Genomic DNA, 17550 nt, shown 5'->3' on the forward strand with positions numbered 1-17550 from the left:
GGGCCCGGATGAAGGGGCGAAGAAGAGCAAGAGCTATCCTTTCCCGTCCGAGTTCCTTGCCGTGGTCTCGTGCGAGCGCGTGCCGCTCCGCTGGCGCCAGCTGTTCGCTCTCTCGATCTACACCTGCACTACGCCTACACGCGCGCCGCTGAGCTCGAAGCGCTCGAATGGGAAGACGTCGACATCGATCGGCGCGTCATCCACATCCGCCGGGCGATCGATCGCTCCGAGGCGGGCGAGGTGAAAGAGACGAAAACGAACAACCCGCGCCGCATTCCCATCGAGCCCGCGCTGCTCCCGCTGCTCTTGGCGATGCAGCGGAAAGCACCGCGGGGCCGCGCGATCAACGTGCCGTCCAGCAGCGATCTCTCGGTGCGCTCACGGCGATACCTCGTTGGCCGGCGTCGAGCGCGCCGAGCTCTTCGCCAACGACGCAACCGGCAAACAACTCACCTTCGACGATCTCCGCGCGACCGGCATCACGTGGATGGCCCTTCGCGACGACGAGCCGATCAAGCTCATGCGCCGCGCCGGCCACGAGCACATCGCTACGAGCATGGGCTGCGTGCCCGAGGCTGAGAACCTCATGCACCCCGTGGGCGAGCCCTTCCCGCCGCTCCCTGGCGCGCTCCTGGTTTCGTCCAACGAATCATCCGAGGGACCGGCCACCGGAGGCCTGCTGCGCGGAAGTACTTACGGAAAAAGGAGCGTCCCCAGCGGGATTCGAACCCGCGTAGCAGCCTTGAAAGGGCTGAGTCCTGGGCCGGGCTAGACGATGGGGACCGGCGATGCGGCGCGGGAACCTACCGTCCGTCGTCGAGCAATGCAAGCCCAACTCGCGTCGCCTGTTGAGGTCCCGCTCCCGCCCCCGCGACGTCCCGGCGCGCGCCGGCCGCGCGGCCTCTCCCCCGAGGCTCACCGCAAGCCCTCAGCCGAGGCGTCCTCCTCTCGGCGTGGCCGCACGATCGGCACGTACCTCCGTCCCGGCGCGAGCTCCTCCCCTGCTCCCGCTACGCGCCGCCCGCACGCTCACGGCGCCCGCCCCCCCGAACAGCTGGACGACCGCCCTGAATCGGGCGACCATCCCCCCACCCCGCCTCACCCGCATCCACCAAACGCCGCACGGGCCGAGCTCTCCCCATGCTTCCGTTGCCGCCCCTCGATCCTGCCGTTCTCATCTCCCAGGGAGGACCGTGCCCCGGCGTCGGCGCCTGACGCGGGCCGCGCTGCTCGCCTTCTGCCCGCTTCCGGCGCTCGTCTCAGCCGCCTCCTCGCGCGCTGCGCTCGCGCAGCCCCTTTCCGAGCAGCCCTCGCTCTCGCCTCCTCCAACTTCGCCCTCACCTCCTCCCTCTTCGCCTCCTCCCCCCTCGCCCGCCGCGCCGCCTCCGCTCGAGGTCGTGGTCACCGGCACCCGCACCCCCGAGAGCAGCCAGCGCGCCACGGTGCGCACGCGCGTCGTCACCCGCGAGGAGGCCGAGCGCCGCGGCGCCGCCAACGTCGGCGAGGCGCTCGACGGCGAGCTCGGCGTCCAGGTCAACCCGAGCGCCTACGGCGCGCTCGGCAACCCGAGCGCCATCCAGATCCAGGGTTTTGACCTCGACCGCGTGCTCGTTCTCGAGGACGGCGAGCGCGTCATCGGCGACGCCGGCGGCGCCATCGACCTCTCGTCCATCCCGCTCGGCGACGTCTCCCGCATCGAGCTCGTCACCGGCCCGACCAGCTCGCTCTACGGCACGAGCGCCATCGGCGGCGTCGTCAACGTGCTCTCCGCGCCCCCCGACCACCCGGGCTTCAGCGGCCGCGCCCGCGTCGAAGGCCGGAGCCGCGCGGGGCTCCTCCTCCATGGCGCGGGCGCCTACCGCGGCGAGCGCACCTGGGCCAGCGTCGACGCCTCGTTCCAGCGGGAGGACAGCCTCTCCCTCGTCGAGCCCAGCGAAAACCTCGCCGATCCCGGCGCTGGCGCCGACGCCCCCACCGCCCTGCCCGAGCGCTCGCAGCGCCTCCTCGGCCTGCGCGCCGGCGCCACGCTCGACAGGGGCATCGACCTGCGGCTCCGCGCGCGATGGATCCACGACGAGCAGGACGGCATCGAGCAGAAGGAGTGGCCCGTCCTGGGGGTCTACCTCTACGACCTCCCCGAGGTGACCGACCGCATCACCCTGCACCTCGCCGAGACCCTCGACTTCGGCGGCGGCTCCAGCCTGCGCCTCGCCGCGGGCCGGCAATGGGCCTCCCGGACGAGCCGCCGCGACCTGCGCGGATCGCCCGACGAGGAGCTGCGCGAGCGCTCGGGCACCCTCCAGAGCTACGAGGCGATCGCCACCATCGCCGACGGACAGCGCACCTGGGTCGCCGGGGCGCGCGCCGAGGTGGAGACGCTCGACCAGAGGCTCAAGGTCACGAAGGTGTCCGCCTCCGGCACCGTGGAGACGCCACCGATCGACGAGGTGCCCGAAACCCAGCTCGGCAGCGCCGCGCTCTACGGCCAGCTCGCGTGGAAGCTCACCGACGAGCTCACCCTCATGCCGGGCGTTCGCGGCGAGCTCCGCCTCCGCTATGGCGGCGTCATCGCCCCGCGCCTCGCCCTCGCCTACCGGCCCGCGCCGTCGCTCACGCTGCGCGTCTCCGGCGGGCGGGGATTCCGCGCCCCCAGCGCGAAGGAGCTCGGCTTCTCGCTCGACCACTCGAGCCTCGGCTACATCCTCCAGGGCAACCCGGCGCTCGCCCCCGAGACGTCGTGGGGCGTGAACGGCGATGTCACCTGGACCCCCCGAGAGGGCCTCACGGCGCGGGCCGGCGCCTTCGCGAACTGGGTCGACGACCTGATCGACGTCGACCCGACCCCCCTCGACTCCTCCGGCGGCGTCGACACGCACACCTACATGAACATCGCCGAGGCGCGCACCGCAGGCATCGAGCTCTCGACCACGCTGAAGGCCACGCCGTGGCTCCGCGTCGAGGCCGGCTATGCCTACCTCTGGACACGAGACGACACGGCCGATCACGCACAGCCGCTCTCCGGGAAACCGCCGCACACGGCGCAGGCGGCGCTCCGCGGCGAGCTGCCGTTCGAGATCGAGCTCGTCGCCCGCCTCCGGACCATCAGCAGCGCATTCATCGAGGAGGACCTGCACGCCCCCGGGTTCACGACGCTCGACGCGCGGCTCGCGCGGCCGCTCTGGCCTTCGTCGCAGGCGTATCTCGGCGTCAGGAACCTGCTTGGCGCGCATAAGGACCCTGATCGCCGCGGCGATCACCGGCCCCTCGAGGGGCGCACGTTTTACGTCGGCGTCCGCGCCGATCTACCGTGGGAGGACTCATGACAAGAGGATCGGTCGCGGCAGCGCTTCTCCTGCTCACCCCGGCGTGCGGCGGCGGCGGGAGCTCCAGCGGAGACCCCGGCACCTCCAGCGGAGACCCCGGCACCTCCAGCGGAGACCCCGGGACTACGCAGGACGGCGCGCTCCTCGAGGCCGACGTGCCGGCCACCGGCCGCGTCTTCCTCCGCCTCGCCACGCCGGAGATCGCGCTCCCGGAAGGCGACGGCGCGGCGTCCACCGACTGGGATCTCGCGCTCTCGGGCTACGACGTCTTCACCAACAGCGGCCTCAGCGGCCCCGGCGACGGCGGGGCGCTGCCGATCGGCCTCGAGGACTACAGAGCGGGTGAGCTGCCGAGCACCCCCTTCCTGCTCACGGACGACTCCGGCGGCGCCTTCTCGCGCTGGTACGCCTACGACGGCGAGGAGCACGTCGCCTTCAGCCGCTACCACGTCCACGCGATCGAGCACGAGGGCCGGTACTGGAAGCTCCAGATCGTCTCCTTTTACGGGGAGGTGGACGGGGCGCCGGTCACGGCGCTCTATCAGCTCCGCTACGCCGAGGTGCTCCCCGACGGCCCCGGCCCGACCGTCGACATCCAGGATCTCGACGCGACCGCGGGCGGCATCGACGCGCCCGAGACCGAGCCGAGCGCTTGCCTCGACCTCGCGGGCAACCGGCAGCTGATGCTCACGCCGGAAGAGGCGCGCGCGTCGACGGATTGGAATGTCTGCTTCCGAAGGTCGCTCGTCAGCGTCAACGGCGAGCTCGGCGGCCCCGGGACCACGCGCGCCGTCGACCTCCAGGCAGATGCGTCGGACTCCGAGGAGCTCGCCGAGGTCAAGGCGCGCACCGCCGCGTCGGAGCAGGCGCGGTTCGACGCGGCCGACCACGCGGCCCTCTCCGATCCCGCCGTCCCGTACCGCGGCGACCACATCGCGACCGCCTTCACGGGGCGGTGGATCGAGCCCGGCGCGACGCCCCCCGCGCCGGCCAAGGACGCCGCGTGGCTCGTCCAGGGCGCGGACGGCGTGTCGCGCTTCGTGATCGTCATCGAGCGCTTCGAGGGCGCGACGGAAGCATCTCCAGGTCGGGTGAGAATGCGCGTCAAGCAAGTGGAATGAGCGCCGCTCACGCCATCGCACACGCCGCCGAGGTCACGAGCGTGCGCAGCGCGTGACACCGCGCGAGGGCCCGCGCATACTGCGCGCGCGGTGAGGGAGGGCCCTTACCGACGCAGGAGCATGCTTATGTCAACGTCGCTTGCACCGGCATCGAGCGCTATCGATCCGTCTCGCGTGGACGGGAGGAAGCCGGGCGGCGAGCGCCGGGCAACGCAGGTTCGCGGAGGCGCTCTCCTCGCCGCGGGCGCGCTCGCGGCCCTCGTCGCGGGCGCCTGCGGCGGCAGGGTGGTGGTCGACGGGTTCGAGCCGCCGCCCGACGGCTCCGGCGGCTCCTGGAGCTCCGGAGACACCGCGAGCTCCGCGCCGCAAGGCTCCTCCGGGGCCGGTCTAGGCGGCAGCATCGGCGAGGGGGGGGCCCCGCCGATTCCGCCCCTCGTCAAGGAAGAGCACGACAACGTCGACATCGACGGCGCCGTCCCGGTGACCATCCAGCCGGGCACCCTGGGCTTCACGGCCGTCGCCGAGATCATGGCGTCATCGCCGAGCTTCGAGCCCATCGGGATCGAGAGCATCCGCGGCCCCGACGGCAGGCTGCTGGCGGCCGACTACACAATCCCAGGCACGATGGCCGCCTTCTTCAACCAGGGCATCGGCGCGGCGGCCGTCCCCCAGACCGGCGCGGACGCATCCGCGCCGCTCGCGCCGGGCGTCTACTGGATCAAGCTCGGCAACGGCGGAGTCGGCCCTTTGGTAGAGCCGGTGCGCCTCTCGGTGTGGCACCGCCGGACGCTCGACGGGCGCTTTCACGGCGGGAAGATCGACATCAACGCCTTCATCGCCGGAGAGGCGGTCTCCGAGCAGTACATGCGGCGCGCGCTGCTCGCCGCGTACGAGGGGTACGTGGGCCTCGGCGTGGGCAGCATCAACATCCGCCACCTGGGCTCGGAGTGGGAGTTCATCGACGACGAGCTCCTCCCCGGCCTGCTCGAGCAGACGGCCGGCGCCCCCGGCCGTCCGGCCCTCAACGTGATCGCGGTGACGGCGTTCGGGGGGAGCATCGTGCAGGCGTCCGGCGTGACGCCCGCCGTGCCCTCGGTCGCGGTCGAGCACGGCACCCACCTGAGCGGCATCGTGGTCACGCTCTACGAGGAGCCCTCGGTTGACACCATCATCCTGCGCCATGAGCTCGGCCATCTCGCCGGGCTGTTCCACACGACCGAGCTCGACGCTGACTTCGGCGACCCGCTGGACGACACCGAGCAGTGCAGCAACATGAGGTCACTGGGGGAGCGCTGCCCGGATTTCGGGAATCTCATGTTCCCGACGGGGGGCGACTTCTCGGGCACGATGACGCCGCAGCAGACGGCGATCGTGCGGGCGAGCGCGCTCTACCGCGGGATCGTCGAGCAGGGCGGCGGGGCGGCCGTCCCGCTCCCGGCCGACGCGGACACGCCGGCGAGCGGAGCGCCCATCGCGCCGCCGACTCCGGGCGAGGGTGCTCGCTCGTTTGCGCCGGACCGCCTCGCCTCCACCGCCGCGCTCCCGCCGCACGCAGCGGCGCTGCTCGCGGGGCACTTCTGCGGCCAGAGCGCGGCCCGAGGCGCGGATTTCGACGAGCTGCTCCGCGCGGCCGGCGCCGACGCCGATCGGCTGCTCGCGGTCGGCCGCGATCCCGGCGCGCCGGCGTACGTGAGGGCGCGCGCGCTCACCGCGGCGGGCCGCGCCGCCACGCGTTCCTCCGCCTCGGCGCGCGTGATCGCGGAGCTCCAGGCCCTCGCCGCGGACCCGCGCCTCCCGCGCCGCGCGCGGCTCGGCGCCGTCGAGGGGGTCGCGTCCGCCTCGCCCGCCGCCGCCCGCGCGCTCGCCGCGCGCCTGACCGCCGACGCCGACGGGGTCGTCGAGCGGATGGCGACCCGCGCCGCCGCGCGGTGAGGCCGCGCTCGCCGCGGCCGGCGTTATCCCGCCCTGGACCTCGCGGCCATCGAGATCACGCCCGTCCCTGCGACGGCGCGCGCGAAGTCCAGCCCCGTCAGCACGCCACGGAGCCGCCGCCCCTGCACGACGAGCACGCGCCGCGCCTGCGCCGCGTGCGCGGCGGCCGCGGCGCGGTGGAGCGGCGTCCGGACGTCGAGGCAGACCATGGCCGGGCTCATCACGTCCTCGACCGGTGAATCGGACAGCACGCCGTGCGCGAGCAGCGCCTCGGTCTGGGTGAACATCCCCACCGGCCACCCGCCGGGATCCACCACCACGAGCCCGCTCACCTGCGCCGTCGTCAGCCGGTCGGCGGCGAGCGCGAGCGGCGCGTCGAGCGGGATCGTGTACGCGGGCGCCGACATGAGCCCGCCGATCGGCGTCGGGTCCCGCGCCTCGACAAGGGAGAGCAGGAGATCCTTGGTGCTGAACACGCCCGTCAAGGCTTCGCCCTCGCGGACGAACACGCGATGGATACGGTGCTTCAGCAGCACGCTCGCCGCCTGCCCGACCAGCGTCGCGCGCCCGACGGTGATGATGCCCGGGCGCAGCACGGCCCGCGACGGGACATCGGGCAAGGTGAGCAGCATTCCTCGGCTGTTCGTCTTCGTCTCGAACCTGCCGAGCCGGAGCAGGTCGGTGCGCGACAGCACGCCGATCGCGCGCGACGCCGCGTCCAGGATCGGAACGCAGGAAATCGCGCGCTCGCCCAGCGTGCGGTGCACCTCTGGCAGCGGCGTCATGTCGGACGCCGCGATGACTTCACAGGTCATGTAACGCGAGACGGGTGTCGCAAAAGACATCATGGCGAGCATTCCTCGAGGACGCCGGCGATCCGGCGCGCTCCAGAGGGAGCAAGAAGCGATCCGCCATGGGACGAGGGCCGCCAGGCCTGGCGCAAGCGCAGGCACCGCGCCTCGGCGCGCGATCTGCGCCGAGGTGTGCAACGGGCTGGGCAGCGGCTGAGCCGCCAGACCCAGGTGCGCCTGCCAGGCGGCGATGTCCTAAAATGCGACAGGTGGGGGGCCCCGGAACGTGGCCGTCAGCTGCACGGCCGTCGCCGATCCGGAGCCCCCCGGGGCGCCTGGCCTCCAGGAGCTTCGCGCTTGCCGCGAGCTCCCGGAGGCCAGGGTCTCGACTCTTCCCGGGCGACCCGTCAGACGACCCGCTGCTCGGGCGCCGGGCGCGCAGGGGGTCCCTCGTGTTCCGAGGGCCTGGCGCGCGCCGGTCCAGGGCCCGCGCTCGCCGTCGTCGCCGCGGATGGACTCCGGGCCAGTGGGCTAGAACCTGCCGCAGCCGCCGCCGCCCCAGCCGCTGCCGCCCCAGCCGAGCCCGCTGCCCCAGCCGGACCCGACGCCGCCCCAGCCGGGCCTGCCGCACGGCGACGTGAAGCCGCCCCAGGGGCTGTTCCAGCCGCAAGGCTTGGAGTTCCAGCCGGGAGCGCCCCAGTTGTTCCAGGGGTTCCCGCCGACGAAGCTCCCGTTGCCGCAGCTCGGGAAGCCCACGTTAGGCCAGCTCCCCGGGAAGCCCCCGGGGACCCCGCCGCAGCTCCGCCAGCCGCCGTTGCCGCACAGCGCCTGGGAGGCCTCCTCCACCGTCACGGCCTCGTCCGCATCACTCTCGTCGACGTCCGCCTCGCCCGCGCCCACCGCGCACCCGGTGGCCAGCGCCGCCATCGCCATCGCGACGCACATCAACCTGGTATTCAACAGCTCGACCATTTCTCCTCCTTGCCCTGCCCGCGACGTCTGCAAGACCGTCGCGCCAGTCGGGTTGCGGAGAGAGCAGCGCTCATGCCCGAGAGCTGGTGTGCAGAGCCTGCCGCCCGAGGGCGCGCGCTGCGGGCGCGAGGCAACGACAAACCGACATTCCTAAACAGCGCACGGCCCCGCGGTGATCCTGCGCGTCCCCCCGCGCCGGATCACTGCGCAGAGAAGGCGCTTCCACGCGCGCTCGGCGCCCACCGGGAGCGCCTCGCGCAACGCGGCGGCTCCGGCAATAACACGCCTTTCGCGCGCTGCGGATTTCTCGGCGCAGCGCGCGCCGACGAGGTGTCTCCGACGATGTCGAGCCTCCGCGCCGACAACATGAGACAAGGGGCGATAACACCGCAGGTGCATTCGCCGTCCTCAGGCGATCAGCGCCGCCCCGCTCGGCCCATCTCCCCTGCGCTCATGTACGCAAGAGTGCTCAAAAAGGACGCTCCGGGCATCCCGCGCTGCGCGCGTCAGGGGTCTTATCGAGTCGAGTCGGCCCCACCCTCCGCCGGGCGAGCGCGGCGGCGGCGCGGGGCCGCTCAGGGCGCGGCCATCCAGGTCTCCCAGGCTCTTGAGAAGTCGTCGGCGTGGATCTCGTGGCCGCGCCCCGGGTGCACAACGAGCTCGTGCTCCCAGCCGTGCTGGGTCAGCACGTCGGCGAGGTTCTCGGCGCTCGCGATGGTGGAGGCGAGCTCGAGCTCACCGACGGCGATGAAGATCGGCGGCCTCTCCTCGGAGAACAGGTGCTCCTCGATGACCATGCGCCCCGCGCCGACGAGCGCTGCGCCGTCGACGGCGACGAGGCCTTCCAGCGCCACGTAGCTCGCGAAATAGCCGCCGTTGGAGAAGCCCATGACATAACGCCCGCCGAACGTCCCGCCGAGGATCCGCTCCATCAACGCCTCTGCGCGCATCCACTCTTCGAGCAGGGCGGGCGCCGCGGCGTCGACGGTCTCGCGGCGCGTCGGCCAGCAGGAGTAGGTCTCCACGGACGGATCCCAGGTGCAGAGTCCTGGTCTTCCGCGCGGAAACACCGCGACGGCGCCGAGCGCCTCGGCGGCCTCCGCGGCGGTTGCCTGCAGGTCCACGGGCAGCGAGTCGGGCGCCATGGCCCCGTGCAGCACATAAAGGATCGGCGCGCCGCGGAGCGCGGTCTCCGGCACATGGAAGCAGGTGTGGTCGTCCAGGCCGATCCACCCTGCCGAGCACCAGTCCGTCTCGACCGGCTCCCAGCTCAGCGCGCCGCCCTCGCCGCCGCCGCCGCCGCCGCCCCCGCCGCCCTGCCCTCCCGCGTTCCCTTGCTCGCCCGCGTTCCCTTGCTCGCTCGCGCCCGACGCGCCGCTGCTCGCCGCGATCGGGTCCGGGGCAGCGCCGCCCCCGCCGGCGGCGCCCGATCCACGCTGCGCCTCGCTGGCAGCGCGCTCGCACGCGACCAGCGCGAGCACCGCCATGCTTGCCACCCTTGCCGCGCGGTCTGCCCTGTCCATGCGCGCTCCTCGGTCAAGATGCCCTGTCGGTCGTGGCGCGGCAACGCTCTCGCGGCGCCTGCGCCACGAGGACTCCCGCCCCGCCGCCGAAGCGACCCGCTCGGCGCGCCTGCCCCCCGGGTGAGGGCGAAGACCGCCTGCCCTTGCCCTCCCGGCGATGCCGCAGTACCGAGCCGACCATGACCCCACTTACTGGCCTCCCCGGCCCCTTCCTCGAGGCCGTCCAGCGTGAGTTCCCCGCGGATTTCCTCTCGACGGACGCCGCCGATCTCGCGACCTTCGGCCGCGACTGGACCAAGGTCCACGAGCCCAGGCCCTCGGCCCTCGCGCTGCCGCGGTCGACCGACGAGGTCTCGCGGCTGCTCCGCCTCTGCTCCGAGCACCGCGTCCCGATCGTGCCCTCCGGCGGCCGCACGGGGCTCGCCGCCGGCGCCGTGGCGGCCAGGGGCGAGCTCGTCGTGTCGCTCGATCGGATGCGCAAGATGGGCCCGGTCGACGTCCTCGGCGCGACCGTGCGCGTCGAGGCCGGGGCGGTGACCGAGGCGGTGCACCAGCACGTCGCGCCGCACGGCCTCACCTGGCCTGTCGACTTCGCCTCGAAGGGGTCGAGCCAGGTCGGCGGCAACATCGCCACGAACGCCGGCGGCGTGAAGGTCATCCGTTATGGCCTGACGCGCCAGTGGGTGCTCGGGCTCACCGTCGTCACCGCGAGCGGCGCCGTGCTCGAGCTGAACGGCGCGCTCGAGAAGAACAACACGGGGATCGACCTGCGCCAGCTGTTCATCGGCAGCGAGGGCACGCTCGGCATCATCACCGAGGCGACGCTCAAGCTCACGCGGGTGCCCGAGGCGCTCAACGTGTTCCTGTTCGCGGTGCCCGACCTCGCCGGCGTGCTCGCGCTGTTCCGCGAGGCCCGGACGGGGCCGTTCGTGGTGATGGCCTACGAGTTCTTCACCGAGAAGTGCCAGGCGCGCCTGCGCCGCCACAGGAACGTGCGTGTGCCGCTCTCCGCGCCGTCGGACTACTACGTGCTCATCGAGGTCGAGCGCGGCGAGCCCGAGGCGCTCGAGGCGTGGATCACCTCGCTGTTCGAGCGCGGGCTGGTCACCGACGGCACGCTCGCGCAGCACGGCGCGCAGGCCGCCGAGCTCTGGGCGCTCCGCGAAGGGATCAGCGAGAGCCTGTCGGCGACCGGGCTCCCGCACAAGAACGACGTGTCGCTCCCCATCCAGGAGCTCGAGGGCTTCTGCTCCGAGCTCGAGAGCCTCTTCGAGGCCCGCTATCCAGGGTGGGAGATCGCGCTCTTCGGCCACATCGGCGACGGCAACCTCCACATCAACGTGATGAAGCCCGACGACCTCACGCGCGAGGAGTTCCTGAAGCGCACCCACGAGGCGGATCACGCCATCTTCTCGCTCGTGAAGAAGTACCACGGCAGCATCTCCGCCGAGCACGGCATCGGCCTGCTCAAGAAGGATTACCTGCCCTACTCGCGCTCGGTAGAGGAGCTCGCGATCATGCGGTCGATCAAGCGGGTGCTCGATCCGCTGAACCTCATGAACCCGGGCAAGATCATCGACGTCTGAGCGCCTCCCGCTCCGCCCCTCCCCCGGCGCCCCGCTGCGATACCTGACGAATCGAGCGGCCGTCGCCTGATCCCAGAAAAGCGCGACGAACCGGCACCTTTGCCCCGGACGCAAGGCGTTTCCCGGATTTTTCACGCCTGCGCTCGATACCACTACCAGGGCCATAGAATTCGAATCATACCTAGTCGGCCATGACGACGGACATGGCCTTTCCGGCCACGACGGGCGGTTTATCAACGAAAGAAGCGGCGCGGCACATGACGTTCCGTCCCATGTTCGGTCGCTATGAAGTGATCGGAGAGCTCAGCTCCGGGGGTATGGGCGCCGTCTACCTGGCGCGGCAGAAAGGCCCTGGCGGCTTCATCCGTGACGTGGCGTTGAAGGTGATGCTGCCGGATCTGGCCGGGAAGATACCGGACGCCGCCAGGATGTTCCTCGAGGAGATGCGCGTCCTCGCGAGCATCAACCACAACAACGTCGTTCGTATCCTCGATTTCGGCGACGAGCACCAGCCGCTCCACATGGTGATGGAGTACCTGCCCGGCGTGACGTTGGCCTCGCTCCGAGCTCAGCTGTACACCGCGGCGCGGGTGCTGCCGCCGGACCTCGTGGCCGCCATCCTCGCCCAGGCATGCCGGGGACTCCACGCGGCGCACGAGCTGCGCGATGAGCATGGCAATCACCGCGACCTGGTCCACCGCGACGTGACCCCGCAGAACATCATGTGCTGCCCGGATGGCGCGGTGAAGATCATCGATTTCGGGATCGTCTGGGCCAAGCACCGGCTGGTGGAGTCCACGGGCTGTCTGATGGTCAAGGGCAAGCTTGCGTACATGTCGCCCGAGCAGGCTTCGGCGTCGCCGCTGACCCGGAGATCCGATCTGTTCTCCGTGGGGGTCATCCTTCACGAGCTCCTGACCGGCCAGCCGCTCTTCCGGCGCGACACCGACATCGCCACGATCCGGGCCGTCCTTGAGGCCTCCGCCCCGCCCGTGCGCTCGCTGCGGGCCGACGTGCCACGGCGGCTGGACGAGCTGGTGCTGCACACGCTCGCGCGCGATCCAGCGGCTCGGCCGGAGAGCGCCGCCGTCGTGGCCGACGAGCTCGAGGCGATCGTCTGGGAGGCGGGCGGGCGCTTCGTCCATCCAGAGGCAGCTGCCCGCCAGCTCTCGGCGCTCGGGGCGAGCCTCGCTGGGCGCGCGGCCGAGCCCCTCCGCGCGGCGCCCTGGTTCGTCCACGCCGAGCGCGGCGCTCCGCCGGCAGCTGCGATGGCGCAGCACGAGGGCGGGGTCGAGGCCCCGCGAGCCGCCGGGCTGCTGGAGCTCGCCGCCCCGCGGGCTGGCACCTGCGAGGCGCGCTCGCTGCCGGAGGGCCGGAGGCTCATGCTCCAGTCGGTGGCCGTCGACGAGCGAGACCGCTTCCAGACACCCATCCTCTTCGCGGCCGCTCCGGACCTCCTGCCCGCGCCGCTGCTCGTGTCGCCGCGCGCAGGCTCGCTCTTCATCGAGGTCGAGCGGCGCGCCGTCTTTCCCGGCGGGCCGCGGCCGAGCATCTATCACGATGCCAGCAACCCCTCGACGCGCTGCGAGGGCCTCCTCCTCCCCGAGGTCGCGCGGGACGTGCGCTTCGACGTGGGGCACCGGCGCGCCCGGGTACAGCGGCTCCACTGCGACAGCGCCGAGGCGGCCGCCGGCGGAGCGCGCCTCCGCGTCGACATCCCGTGGCTCGCGGCGGCGATCGTGGCCGACGGCGCCGCGAAGCGGCTCGTGGTCCTGTCGGCGGTCGACCCGGCGACCGGGACGGCCCACCTCGCGTGCATCAACGTCTTCTAGGCCGCCGCTCACGCGCTCGAGCGCGGCGATCGAACCCTGGACTCATGAGGTGATGACCATGCTGACACTGGTGCAGACGCCGGAGTCGACGCAACCGATCCCCGGCGGGCAAGGCGCCGGAGCCTCCTCCACGCCGAGGAGCGCGCCCGGCGCGGCGCTGAACGCCGTCCAGGCCAACGTCAGCTACCAGTTCCTCACCACCCGCGACGCGACGGGGCTCTGCTCGCCGATCGAGCTCGGCCGCGGCAAGTTTGCGAAGGTCTACAAGGGGATGCAGCTGAGCGCCGGCCAGAACGTGCGGTTCGTCGCGATCAAGGTGCTCCACGACTTCGCGCAGCTCTCCGAGGAGCGCCTGTTCAGCCAGGAGATCAAGCTGCTGAAGGAGATGACGACCGACGCCGGCGTGAACGTGGTCTGCACGCTCGACATCATCCAGCTAGAGCCGATGGTGCTGTGCGGCTGCGGCACCATCTACCACCCCGCCTGCCCGAGGGGGTGCAACACGCTGCTCCGGCGCAAGGACATCGCGACGGAGAGCCACCCATCGCTTCACTGCAAGGAGTGCGGATACGAGCTCTCGGGCCGTTACATCAACGGGCAGTTCTTCGAGCTGCTCCAGTACCCCGCGAAGCGCTGCTGCCAGCAGGGCCCCACCGCCAGATCGGGCAGGATCCTGAACTTCGTCGATCGCGAAGCGGTCGTGATGGAGCTCCTCGAGGTGAGCCTCGTCGAGTTCGTCGGGCGCCGCCGCAGCGAGCTGCAGGCCCTGTGGGCGCGGTACGGCCAGCCCTGGGTCGAGCTCGACACCCGCGCCCAGCGCGGCGATCCGTGGCATAGGCGGGCGTTCACCTGGATCGATGACGTGTGGCGGCAAGACCGGTCCCACACGCTCTTCCACAAGGCGATCCTGCTCGAGAAGGTCCGGTTGATGGTGGAGCTCGCCGAGTCGGTCGCCTGGCTGCATGGCGAGAAGACCATCGTGCACAAGGACCTCGCCCCCGACAACCTGATGATCACCCCCGCCAGCGCCACGACCGCCGAGCGCCAGCGCGAGGGCGCGAGCGACCTCCGCGAGGCGCTCGACGACATGATCAGCTCCCCGCGATTCCACGTGCGGGTCATCGATTTCGGCCTGTCCGACAAGGACGAGCTCACCCGCAGCTGGTACGAAGACGAGGTCGCCGGCGGGAGCATCAAGCACCCCTTCCTCTCGCCCGAGGCCTGCCGCCGCAAGTTCCGCATCGCGCAGCGGATCACGCTCGACGGTGATCGGTTCCGGGTGCCGAAGCCCCTCGCGGCGGACCTGATGGACACCGATATCCTGGCCGATGAGCGCGACCCGAGGCACGATCACGATCTCGAGATCATCCGGATCGAGCGAGATCCGTCGAGCGGGGAGCTCATCGCCTGCTTCCGAGGCGAGCCGCCGCTCGATCCGAACAACCAGCAGTTCGATCTGGTGCGCCGGCTCGGCGAGGCGCACGATCTCTACGCGGTCGGCGCGCTCTTCTATTTCATCTTGACCGAACAGCAACAGGATGTGGAGGCGCTCGGCAAGTTCGTGGGCTCCCTGGAGGACGTGCCTTTGCCCCTCACGCCGAGCCACCTGGCGAAGAACGACCATTACGTGAAGCGCCGCAACGCCATCCCCGAGAAATTCTGGCAAGACGAGCTGATGGTGCTGATCCTGCGCGCGATGGTGCGAGGCCGCCCGGAGAGCCTGAAGGCGAGCCGCATCGCCAGAGATCCGACGGCGGCGCGGCAGCTCCTGCGCGAGACCAAGAAGATCTGCAACGGCATCCAGCAGGAGATCCTCTCCGCCCAGCGCGTCGCGAAGCTCCAGCGAACGCTGCTCCTCGGGGCGGCGGGGGCGCTCGGGCTGGTGATCTTCCTGGTCGCCACCCTCGTCGCGATGACACGGCACCACGGGTGAGCCACGCGCCGTCCGGAAGTCGCAATTTTCTTGCAATGACAGAACCGCGGCGTCGCTCGACAGGGGCGTCCGCCGCGGCCTCTGGCACGTCGAACCGCCCGGAGCACCGTGTAGGATCCCGGGACTCAACCCGTGACCGCGCGGCAGAGCGCCGGCGGCCGTTCGACGGAATCAGCGCAAGGAGACACGATGACCTTCGACGAATCCAAGCTCTCGCACCGGTTCACCGAGCACGGCGGCGTGCGCCTCCACTACGTCGAGGCGGGCGACGGGCCGCTCGTCGTGCTCCTCCACGGCTTTCCCGAGATCTGGTACTCGTGGCGCCACCAGATACCCGCGCTGGTCGAGGCGGGTTACCGCGTGATCGCGCCCGACATGCGCGGCTACAACCTCTCGGACAAGCCCGAGGGCGTCGCCGCGTACGCGATCGCCGAGCTCACCGCCGACGTGGCCGCGCTCATCCAGGCTTCTGGCGCGGAGCGCGCCGCCGCGGTGGTCGGCCACGACTGGGGCGGCGGCGTCGCCTGGGGGTTCGCGGCGCGGTATCCGGCGCTCCTCGAGCGGCTGGTCATCCTCAACTGCCCTCACCCCGAGCGGCTGTTCGCCGGGTTCCGCACGGCCCGGCAGCTCCGCAAGAGCTGGTACATGTTCTTCTTCCAGCTCCCGAAGCTCCCGGAGCTCGCCGCGCAGAGGGACGATTTCGCGCAGCTGCGCGCGTCGGTGAAGGACGATCCGCGGCGCCCGGGCGCGGTGAGCGACGAGGATCTCGCCCATTACGTGAAGGCGTGGTCGCAGCCCGGCGCGCTCACGGCGATGATCAACTACTACCGGGCCCTCTTCCGCCCGGGCAGCCTTGGCGAGCTCGGCAGGCCGCCCCGCATCGACATCCCGGTGCAGGTGATCTGGGGCGAGCACGATCGCTATCTCGGCTCCGAGCTCGCTACGCCGGATCCGAAGCTGGTCCCGAACGCCCGAGTCGCCCGCATCCCCGACGCGAGCCACTTCGTGCACTACGACAGGCCCGAGAAGGTCAATCAGCTCCTCCTCGAGTTCCTGCGCTGACGCCGTCGCTGAAGCGCGATCGCGCGGCGCTCGCGGGCGTGCGCGGCGCGACCGCCGGCGAGGCACGTTTCCTGACGCACGTACCCGTTTGACACGGCGGAGCGACCGATCGAACCTGGCGGGCGCTCATGCTCCGCCGCATCCCCGATCGCAACATCTGGCTCGTCTTTGGCTCGATCTTCCTCCTCGGTCTCGCGTACGGCATCGCCATCTCGCTCACGGCGGTCTTCCTCGATGCGCGCGGGTTCACCAAGACCGACATCGGCCTGCTCGCGTCGTGCTTCGCGCTCGGCATCGTCCTGCTCTCGCTGCCGATGGACACGCTCATCCGCCGGTTCTCGGCGAAGACCACGCTGGTGCTCGCGCTCGTCGGGTACGCGGCGGCGGTCGGCGCCTTCCCCTTCCTGCCGACCTTCGCCGCCATCGCCGCGGTGCGTTTCCTCGACGGGGCCTGCTCGGTCGGCATCTGGGTGAGCTGCGAGACGATCCTGCTCGCCCGGTCGGACAAGGACAACAAGGCGTTCGTCACGAGCCTCTACGCCGTCTCGATGGCGCTCGGCTACGTCCTCGGGCCGCTCTGCGCGCCGCACATCGTCGCGCTCTCCTCGATGCCCGCGGCGTTCCTCCTCTCGTGCGTGATCTCGCTGATGTCGGCCGTCCTCGTGCTCGCGCGCCTCGATCGCGACCTGCCGGGCATGTCCGAGGCCCACGGGAAGGCCGGCGCGGCGAGCGGGGCGGAGCCCTCGGCGTCCTCCGCCTCGATCCTCTGGCGCATCAAGACCGCGTGCTTCGCGACCTTCGCCTACGGCTATTTCCAGGCGTCGGTCGTGCTGTTCCTCCCGCTCTACCTGATGGCTTCCAAGGGGGTCACGCGCGACCAGACGATCCAGATCCCCGCCTACTTCGCGGTCGGCATGCTCCTCTTCACCAACGTCTTTGGCCGGATCGGCGACCGCCGCGGCCACCTGCTGCTCATGCGCGCGCTCGGCACGATCGGCACGCTGATGATCCTCGGCTTCGTGTACCTCGATCGTTACGACGCGATGTGCGTGGCCGTGTTCGTCGCGGGGGCGACGCTCGCGTCGATATCGCCGCTCAGCCTGGCGCTCCAGGGCGTCGTCACCGCGCCGCGGGACTACAGCCGCGCGAACTCGCTCTACAACGTCTTCTATGCCGCCGGGATGCTCCTCGGCCCGCCAGCGTCGAGCGCCATTTACCAGGCCGCGGGCGGCATCGCGATGATCTACCACCTCGCGGCGCTGTGGGCCGCGTTCGTCGTGTTCACCGTCGTCTTCGCGGGCGACGACCCGGCCGCGCGGCGCAGCGCCGGAGAGCGCGTCAGCGTCCCGGTCTGGAATGAATGAGCGCTGTCTCCACGGCGGGGTTCATCGCGGCGCTCAACGTCGAAACCTGCCAAATCGCCTCATTATTGGCGTTTTAGCGAGAAAAAAAAATTGAACAGGGAGGCGGGGAGA

Annotated in this window: 12 protein-coding genes and 1 tRNA gene; 8 read left to right on the plus strand and 5 right to left on the minus strand. The window is 71.3% G+C overall.

All coding sequences use genetic code 11. The features are described 5' to 3' along the window. Positions 1–343 precede the first annotated feature (343 nt). On the minus strand, positions 344–592 hold the full coding sequence (locus tag WME97_RS22775; RefSeq protein ID WP_437554849.1) for a hypothetical protein: 249 nt from the start codon (positions 590–592) through the stop codon (positions 344–346). 116 nt (positions 593–708) lie between these two features. Further along, positions 709–783, minus strand: a tRNA-Glu gene (locus WME97_RS22780). Between the two features lie 614 nt (positions 784–1397). Between WME97_RS22780 and WME97_RS22785 the strand changes: the two genes are divergently transcribed. From WME97_RS22785 to WME97_RS22795, 3 genes are all read left to right on the plus strand, one after another. Then, a complete protein-coding gene (locus WME97_RS22785; protein ID WP_437554850.1) occupies positions 1398–3323 on the plus strand; it encodes a TonB-dependent receptor plug domain-containing protein in 1926 nt (641 codons plus the stop codon). Further along, a complete protein-coding gene (locus tag WME97_RS22790; protein WP_437554851.1) occupies positions 3320–4444 on the plus strand; it encodes an HmuY family protein in 1125 nt (374 codons plus the stop codon). The genes WME97_RS22785 and WME97_RS22790 overlap by 4 nt, the downstream gene beginning before the upstream one ends. 174 nt (positions 4445–4618) lie before the next feature. Further along, positions 4619–6376 carry a hypothetical protein gene (locus WME97_RS22795; protein ID WP_437554852.1) on the plus strand — a complete coding sequence of 586 codons (1758 nt, stop codon included), beginning with the start codon at positions 4619–4621 and terminating at the stop codon, positions 6374–6376. Positions 6377–6399: 23 nt separating this feature from the next. Here WME97_RS22795 and WME97_RS22800 read toward each other — a convergent pair whose 3' ends face one another. The 3 genes from WME97_RS22800 to WME97_RS22810 all read right to left on the minus strand — a co-directional run bounded on the left by WME97_RS22800 (position 6400) and on the right by WME97_RS22810 (position 9662). Then, entirely contained in the window at positions 6400–7224 is an 825-nt protein-coding gene (locus tag WME97_RS22800; RefSeq protein WP_437554853.1) for a CBS domain-containing protein, read from the minus strand. A gap of 474 nt (positions 7225–7698) precedes the next feature. Beyond that, complete coding sequence (locus tag WME97_RS22805) at positions 7699–8139, minus strand: hypothetical protein (protein ID WP_437554854.1); 441 nt, start codon at positions 8137–8139, stop codon at positions 7699–7701. A 575-nt stretch (positions 8140–8714) separates the two neighbouring features. Beyond that, a complete protein-coding gene (locus WME97_RS22810) occupies positions 8715–9662 on the minus strand; it encodes an alpha/beta hydrolase (protein ID WP_437554855.1) in 948 nt (315 codons plus the stop codon). Positions 9663–9841: 179 nt separating this feature from the next. Here WME97_RS22810 and WME97_RS22815 point away from each other — a divergent pair, with 179 nt between their 5' ends. The 5 genes from WME97_RS22815 (at position 9842) to WME97_RS22835 (ending at position 17439) form a co-directional block, all read left to right on the plus strand. Further along, complete coding sequence (locus WME97_RS22815; protein ID WP_437554856.1) at positions 9842–11248, plus strand: FAD-binding oxidoreductase; 1407 nt, start codon at positions 9842–9844, stop codon at positions 11246–11248. A gap of 257 nt (positions 11249–11505) precedes the next feature. After that, positions 11506–13080, plus strand: a complete 1575-nt coding sequence (locus tag WME97_RS22820) for a serine/threonine-protein kinase (RefSeq protein ID WP_437554857.1) — start codon at positions 11506–11508, stop codon at positions 13078–13080. A 58-nt stretch (positions 13081–13138) separates the two neighbouring features. Beyond that, positions 13139–15013, plus strand: a complete 1875-nt coding sequence (locus WME97_RS22825; protein ID WP_437554858.1) for a protein kinase — start codon at positions 13139–13141, stop codon at positions 15011–15013. A 189-nt stretch (positions 15014–15202) separates the two neighbouring features. Next, entirely contained in the window at positions 15203–16075 is an 873-nt protein-coding gene (locus tag WME97_RS22830; protein ID WP_437554859.1) for an alpha/beta fold hydrolase, read from the plus strand. Positions 16076–16203: 128 nt separating this feature from the next. Further along, entirely contained in the window at positions 16204–17439 is a 1236-nt protein-coding gene (locus tag WME97_RS22835; protein WP_437554860.1) for an MFS transporter, read from the plus strand. Positions 17440–17550: the final 111 nt, after the last annotated feature.

Source organism: Sorangium sp. So ce367 (genome assembly GCF_051520455.1).
Classification (GTDB): domain Bacteria; phylum Myxococcota_A; class Polyangia; order Polyangiales; family Polyangiaceae; genus Sorangium; species Sorangium cellulosum_B.

Coding starts and splice junctions, on each gene's coding strand:
- WME97_RS22820 (WP_437554857.1), top strand. CDS start 11,506: ATGACGTTCCGTCCCATGTTCGGTCGCTATGAAGTGATCGGAGAGCTC.
- WME97_RS22810 (WP_437554855.1), bottom strand. CDS start 9,662: ATGGACAGGGCAGACCGCGCGGCAAGGGTGGCAAGCATGGCGGTGCTC.
- WME97_RS22835 (WP_437554860.1), top strand. CDS start 16,204: ATGCTCCGCCGCATCCCCGATCGCAACATCTGGCTCGTCTTTGGCTCG.
- WME97_RS22790 (WP_437554851.1), top strand. CDS start 3,320: ATGACAAGAGGATCGGTCGCGGCAGCGCTTCTCCTGCTCACCCCGGCG.
- WME97_RS22815 (WP_437554856.1), top strand. CDS start 9,842: ATGACCCCACTTACTGGCCTCCCCGGCCCCTTCCTCGAGGCCGTCCAG.
- WME97_RS22805 (WP_437554854.1), bottom strand. CDS start 8,139: ATGGTCGAGCTGTTGAATACCAGGTTGATGTGCGTCGCGATGGCGATG.
- WME97_RS22830 (WP_437554859.1), top strand. CDS start 15,203: ATGACCTTCGACGAATCCAAGCTCTCGCACCGGTTCACCGAGCACGGC.
- WME97_RS22825 (WP_437554858.1), top strand. CDS start 13,139: ATGCTGACACTGGTGCAGACGCCGGAGTCGACGCAACCGATCCCCGGC.
- WME97_RS22800 (WP_437554853.1), bottom strand. CDS start 7,224: ATGATGTCTTTTGCGACACCCGTCTCGCGTTACATGACCTGTGAAGTC.